We start from the raw sequence: 5,578 nt of genomic DNA on the forward strand, positions 1-5,578 counted from the left end.
CTCCCGCCTCTGGCGGCTAGGAGAAGCGAGGACGCGGGCAGCGACCAATTCCGCACTCAGGAATCGGTTCCAGTCGACCGCCGCGCTCGTGCATCTCACTTGACATGCCAACTCGAGCGCGAGAGCATCCTTTCGCGTCGGATACGCAGGGCGGAGGTTCCGCCCGGGGACAGCACCCGGGAAACGATCGTGGCCGCTCGACCGGGATCGAAATGCATCGCTATCTCGAGTCCTTCGGGCGGTCGAAGCCGCGCGAGCCGAACGAATGGAATCATCCGCAGGAAGTGGGCTCGAGCCGTCTCTCTTGGGATTGGGTTCGGGCGACGCTGGTTTGCGCGAAAGGAGTCGGCAGACGAAACGGCAAGCGGAGATCGTGGGCGCCGGCTTCCCGGAATAGGGACCGCATGCACGAGCTTTCCCTCTGCCAAGCGATCCTCGAGATTTTGAAAGAGCAGGCCGAGCGCCACCAGTATCGGAAGGTCCACCGAGTGGAACTCCGCGTGGGGCCTCGGGCGATGGTGGAGCCCTCTTCGATGGTCTTCGCCTTCGGAGCCGTCTCGCGCGGCACTTTGGCCGAAGGGGCGCTCCTCGACATAGTGGCGGTTCCCGCCAAGGCGGTCTGTCTCGATTGTTCGCACGAAGCAGAGGCGGAGAGGCTCGGAGAAGCCTGTCCCCGTTGCGGGAGCGATCGGTGGATGCTGGAGGAGGATGTGGGGCTACGGCTCGGGGAGATCGAAGTCGATTGAGCGGAGCCGCTTTGCGGCGAAAGAAAGCAAGGGAGGGAAAGCGATGTGCGCAACATGCGGATGCGGAGGCGGGGAGGGGGAAAAGCACGAGCATTTCGGTCATGCCCATGAGCATCCCCACGGGGCCAACGGAGGTCGGCGGATCGACCTGGAGGCGGATCTCCTCGAGGCCAACGCAGCGTTCGCCCGGCGCAATCGGGAGCTCTTTCGCCGGAGCGGCGTCTTTGCGGTGAACCTCATTTCGAGCCCGGGCTCGGGCAAGACGACCCTGCTCGTCCGCACGCTCGAGGCACTTCGCGAGAGGATCCCGATGGCCGTGGTCGAGGGCGATCAGCAGAGTGAGCTCGATGCGGAGCGGATCCGTGCTGCAGGGGTCCCCGCCCTTCAGATCCAAACGGGGCGGAGTTGCCATCTCGATGCCCACGTCGTCGGCCATGCGCTCGAGCAGCTGTCGCTTCCCGCCGGGGGGATCCTCTGGATCGAGAATGTGGGGAACCTTATCTGCCCCGCGCTTTTCGACCTTGGGGAAGGGAAGCGGGTGGTGATGCTTTCGGTGACGGAAGGGGAGGACAAGCCCCGGAAATACCCCGAGGCTTTCCATGGAGCCGATCTTCTCCTCCTCTCGAAGGGAGACCTCTTGCCCTACGTCGATTTTTCCGTAGATCGATGCGCCGAGTTTGCCCATAGGCTCCGGCCCGGTCTCGATCTCCTATTGCTCTCGGCGAAGACCGGCGAGGGGATGGGAGAGTGGCTCCGCTGGGTGGAGGAAGGATGGCTTCGGGCCAAGGTTTCGGGACGACCGGAGGCACCGGTCGTGGGGGAGAGATAGAGGGGTCGGAGCGGTGCTAGGGCAGCCCTTGCTGGTCGCCGCCGTCGGGGCGGGGTTCGTTGCCGGGGTCGTGCACGCGCTCACCGGGCCGGACCACCTAGCCGCCATCGCGCCGCTCTCGATCGAGAGGCGTGTCGACGCCTGGCGCGTCGGTCTTTCCTGGGGCCTGGGTCACAGCGGGGGCGTCTGGCTCCTGAGCCTGCTCGTCTTCTGGCTTCGAGGGGCGGTTCCGACGGCGCTTCTCTCCCATTGGGGCGAGCGGCTGGTCGGTCTGGTCCTGGTGGCGATCGGCCTCTGGTCCTGCCGGCGGGCTCTCCGCAGCCGGATCCATTTTCATCGCCATTGCCACGACGGGATCTTTCATGGCCATCTCCACCTCCATCGGCCGGGCGAGGTCGCCTCCGAGGGCCACGAGGCGCCCGAAGCCCATCACCACCCCCACGCTCCGCTCTGGATCGGTCTCCTCCATGGCATTGCCGGCAGCCACCATTTCCTGGCGGCCCTCCCTGTGCTGGCCCTCCCGAGCCGGGCGAGCGCGGGCGGATATATCGGAGGATTCGGCCTCGGAGCGATCTTTGGGATGGCTCTCTTTTCCTGGATCCTCGGCAGATGGCTCCTCCTCCCGGCGGGAGGGAGCGGGGGGTTTCGCGCAGTGCGCTTCGCGACCGGCGGCTTCGCGATCGGAACGGGGATCTTCTGGCTCTGGGCAGGAGGGGTCTAGGTTGCATAGGGAAGAGGCTTTCTCGTGCGGAGTGCCCACAGGGGCTCATCCGCTTCGTCCGGCTTGGTTTTCGCTCCTTGCAGGGTCTCTTCCGACAGCTCCTATGGAAGACCGGCGCCCGCCTCGCATCCAAGACCGTTTGCGGTGTAGCGGCTAGGAACTGCAGGAGAAAGGTGGGCGGAATGAGCTCGGAGATAGCGGCACGGCAAATCCACCTCGACGGAAAGGTACAGGGGGTGGGATTTCGGCCCTTCGTCTACCGGCTGGCGCGCGAGGCGGGGCTCGTCGGCTGGGTGAGCAACGGGCTCGACGGGGTCCACATCCGGGTGCAGGGGGAGCGCGAAGCGCTCGACCGCTTTTGGGAGGCTCTCCTCCGGAAGCATCCTCCGATCGCTGCGGTGACCCACTCGGAGATCCGGGAGGCTCCGCTCGGCACCGATTCTTCCTTCGTCGTCCGGGAGAGCAGCCAGGAAGGGAAAGCGACGGTCTTGCTCCTCCCCGATCTTGACCTCTGCGAGAGCTGCCGGAGCGAGATGCATGATTCGAAGAACCGTCGATTCCAGTATCCCTTTACCACCTGCACCGATTGCGGCCCCCGCTACTCGATCATCCGGGGGCTACCCTACGATCGGGAGCGGACCACGATGGAGCCCTTTCCGATGTGTCCGGAGTGCGCCCGGGAGTACAGGGATCCCGCCGATCGACGCTTCTACTCCCAGACGAACTCTTGTCCGACTTGCGGGGTGCGGGTCGATCTGCTCGACTCGGGGGGCGCTCGGCTCGCTTCGGGGATCCCGGCTCTCGACGAGGCCGCCGGGCGGATCGCGCGGGGGGAGATCGTCGCTTTGAAGGGAGTCGGGGGTTATCTCCTCCTGGTCGACGCGGCCAACCCGCGGGCGGTGGAGGAGCTGCGCCGGAGGAAGCGGCGGCCGACCAAGCCGTTCGCTCTCCTCTTCGCCGATCTCGAGTCGATTCGACGGGAAGCGCGCGCCGCTCCGGAAGAGGAGCGGTGGCTCCTCCGCCGCGAGAAGCCGATCGTGATCCTCGATCGACGGGAGGCCGGCGGCTCCCTCGCTCCGGGGGTCGCCCCAGAGGAGGATACCCTGGGAATCATGCTCCCTTCGGCCCCTCTCCCCTCCCTGCTTCTCGACCGGCTCGCGGGCCCGGTGGTGGCGACCAGCGCGAATCTCTCCGATTCGCCGATTCTCGCGACCGAGAGGGAGATCGTGGCCTCGCTCGGCCACGTCGTCGACGCGGTGCTCAGCCACAACCGGGAGATCGAAAGCCGGCTCGACGACTCCGTGGTCCGCTTTTCCCCTTTTTTTCGACATCCGATCCTTTTGCGCCGAGCCCGCGGCTTTGCCCCGCTCTACCTCTCGGAGGGTTTCGAATTGGACCCCGAGGTGGCGATCCTCGCCATGGGGGCCCATCAGAAATCGACCGTCGCTCTGGCCCATCAGGGGAAGATCTACCTCTCGCAGCCGCTGGGAGATCTCGAGAGTTGGGAGAGCCAGGAGAACTTCCGTGCCACCCTCTCCCATCTCCGCCGCCTGCTCTCGTTCGTGCCGAAGCGGATCGCGGTCGACCTCCATCCCGGCTACGCCTCGACCGAGGCGGGCCGGGGCTTGGCGGGAGAATGGGGGTTGCGGGTCGAGAAGGTCCAGCACCATAGGGCCCATTTCTGGTCTCTTTTGGCCGAGCACTCCCTTCTTTGGGAGCGGGAGCCCGTATTGGGCGTGATTTGGGACGGGACCGGACTCGGGGAGGATGGGGCGATCTGGGGGGGCGAGTTTTTCCTCTGGAGGGAAGGAAGGATGGAGCGGGTGGCTCATTTCGACTATCTTCCCCTCCTCCTTGGCGAAAAGGCGATTCGGGAGCCGCGCCTTTCGGCATTCGGCCTCTGGCATTCCTCGGAAGGCTTGCGGGAGCGGCTGGAGGAGAAGCTCCTGCCGGTCGAGCGGCGCATCTACCGAGCGCTTCTGGCGCGCGGGGATTTTCCGAGAAGCTCGAGCGTCGGACGGCTCTTCGACGGGGTTGCGAGCCTGCTCGGTCTCGCCGATCGGGTCTCCTTCGAAGGGGAGGCCGCGCGCGGGCTCGAAAGGATCGCTCTCCGGCTCTGTCGTGCGCTGGGGGGAGTCGGCGCGGTGCGCGGCCGAGAGCCGTACCCTCTCCCCTCTTTTCCCTCGGGCGGGGTAGTTGGCTTGGACGGCCTGAGAGCGGAGATCGCCCGAGATCTGGTTTGCGGCGTTCCCTCGGAGGAGATCGCGCTGCGCTTCCACCTCTCGCTCGCCTCCCTCGTCGGCCGGATCGTGGAGGGGGTGGGCTGCCGCCGGGTTGCGCTCGGCGGCGGGGTCTTTCAGAACGGCCTCCTGGTCGATCTGATCGAAGCTTTGTGGGGCGAGCGGATTTCGGTCTATATTGCGCGGGAGCTTTCCCCCAATGATGAAAGCATCTCCTTCGGCCAGATGGTGGCCTCCGCCTGGGGGAGCGGAAGTTTGAGGAGAGTGCGGAGTTGAGGGCTGCGGCTCTGCGAGAAAGGAAGGGAGCAGACGATGTGCTTGGCGATTCCCGGAGAGTTGAAGGAGGTGTTCACTCCCTTTCCCGGCGGCTTCCGGATGGGGAAGGCGAGCTTCGGCGGCGTGGTCAAGGAGGTGAACCTCGAGCTGTTGCCGGAAGCTCGAGTCGGCGATTACGTCCTGGTGCACGTAGGGCTGGCGATCGCCCGCGTCGACGCAGAGGAGGCGGAAAAGACCTTCGCCCTGCTCCGAGAGATGGGGGATCTCGAGGAGATCGATCCCGACGCCGCTCCGCCCGAGGCGGAAGGGAGGCCGTCGGCATGAAGCTCCTTTCCGAATACCGCGATCCTGAGCTCGTGCGCCGGATGCTCGCCAAGATCGGCGGGCTGCTCACCCGTCCGTGGAGGATCATGGAAGTTTGCGGCGGGCAGACGCATAACTTGGTGAAGTACGGGATCCTCTCCCTCCTCCCCGGTGAGATCGAGCTGATCCACGGGCCGGGCTGCCCGGTCTGCGTCACATCCCTCCGGCGGATCGACGAGGCGATCCTGCTTGCGGAACAAGGAGTGATCCTCTGCTCCTATGGGGATATGTTGCGCGTCCCCGGATCGCGAAAGAGCCTCTTGGAGGCGAAGGCCGGCGGCGCCGACGTGCGGATGCTCTACTCCCCGCTCGAGGCGGTTCGGATCGCTCGGGAGAATCCCCAACGGGAGGTCGTCTTCTTCGCGGTGGGGTTCGAGACGACCGCGCCCGCCAACGGGTTGGC

At 65.9% G+C, this 5,578-nt stretch carries 6 protein-coding genes; all 6 read left to right on the forward strand.

What is annotated here, in order from left to right; translation table 11 throughout:
* The first annotated feature begins 212 nt into the window (after positions 1-212).
* Positions 213-746 carry a hydrogenase maturation nickel metallochaperone HypA gene (gene hypA, locus FN369_RS05430; RefSeq protein ID WP_178087696.1) on the forward strand — a complete coding sequence of 178 codons (534 nt, stop codon included), beginning with the start codon at positions 213-215 and terminating at the stop codon, positions 744-746.
* Positions 747-789: 43 nt separating this feature from the next.
* On the forward strand, positions 790-1,575 hold the full coding sequence (hypB, locus tag FN369_RS05435; protein WP_142525179.1) for a hydrogenase nickel incorporation protein HypB: 786 nt from the start codon (positions 790-792) through the stop codon (positions 1,573-1,575).
* A gap of 13 nt (positions 1,576-1,588) precedes the next feature.
* Positions 1,589-2,296, forward strand: coding sequence for a nickel transporter (locus tag FN369_RS05440; protein ID WP_142525180.1), 708 nt, complete (start codon positions 1,589-1,591; stop codon positions 2,294-2,296).
* Between the two features lie 182 nt (positions 2,297-2,478).
* Positions 2,479-4,812 carry a carbamoyltransferase HypF gene (hypF, locus tag FN369_RS05445; protein WP_142525181.1) on the forward strand — a complete coding sequence of 778 codons (2,334 nt, stop codon included), beginning with the start codon at positions 2,479-2,481 and terminating at the stop codon, positions 4,810-4,812.
* A gap of 36 nt (positions 4,813-4,848) precedes the next feature.
* Complete coding sequence (locus FN369_RS05450; protein WP_142525182.1) at positions 4,849-5,136, forward strand: HypC/HybG/HupF family hydrogenase formation chaperone; 288 nt, start codon at positions 4,849-4,851, stop codon at positions 5,134-5,136.
* Positions 5,133-5,578 (forward strand): hydrogenase formation protein HypD (gene hypD / locus FN369_RS05455; protein WP_142525183.1); only part of this gene is annotated, 446 nt, incomplete at its 3' end. The genes FN369_RS05450 and hypD, both read left to right, overlap by 4 nt.

Origin of the sequence: Methylacidimicrobium cyclopophantes, from assembly GCF_902143385.2 — a bacterium.
GTDB lineage: Bacteria > Verrucomicrobiota > Verrucomicrobiia > Methylacidiphilales > Methylacidiphilaceae > Methylacidimicrobium > Methylacidimicrobium cyclopophantes.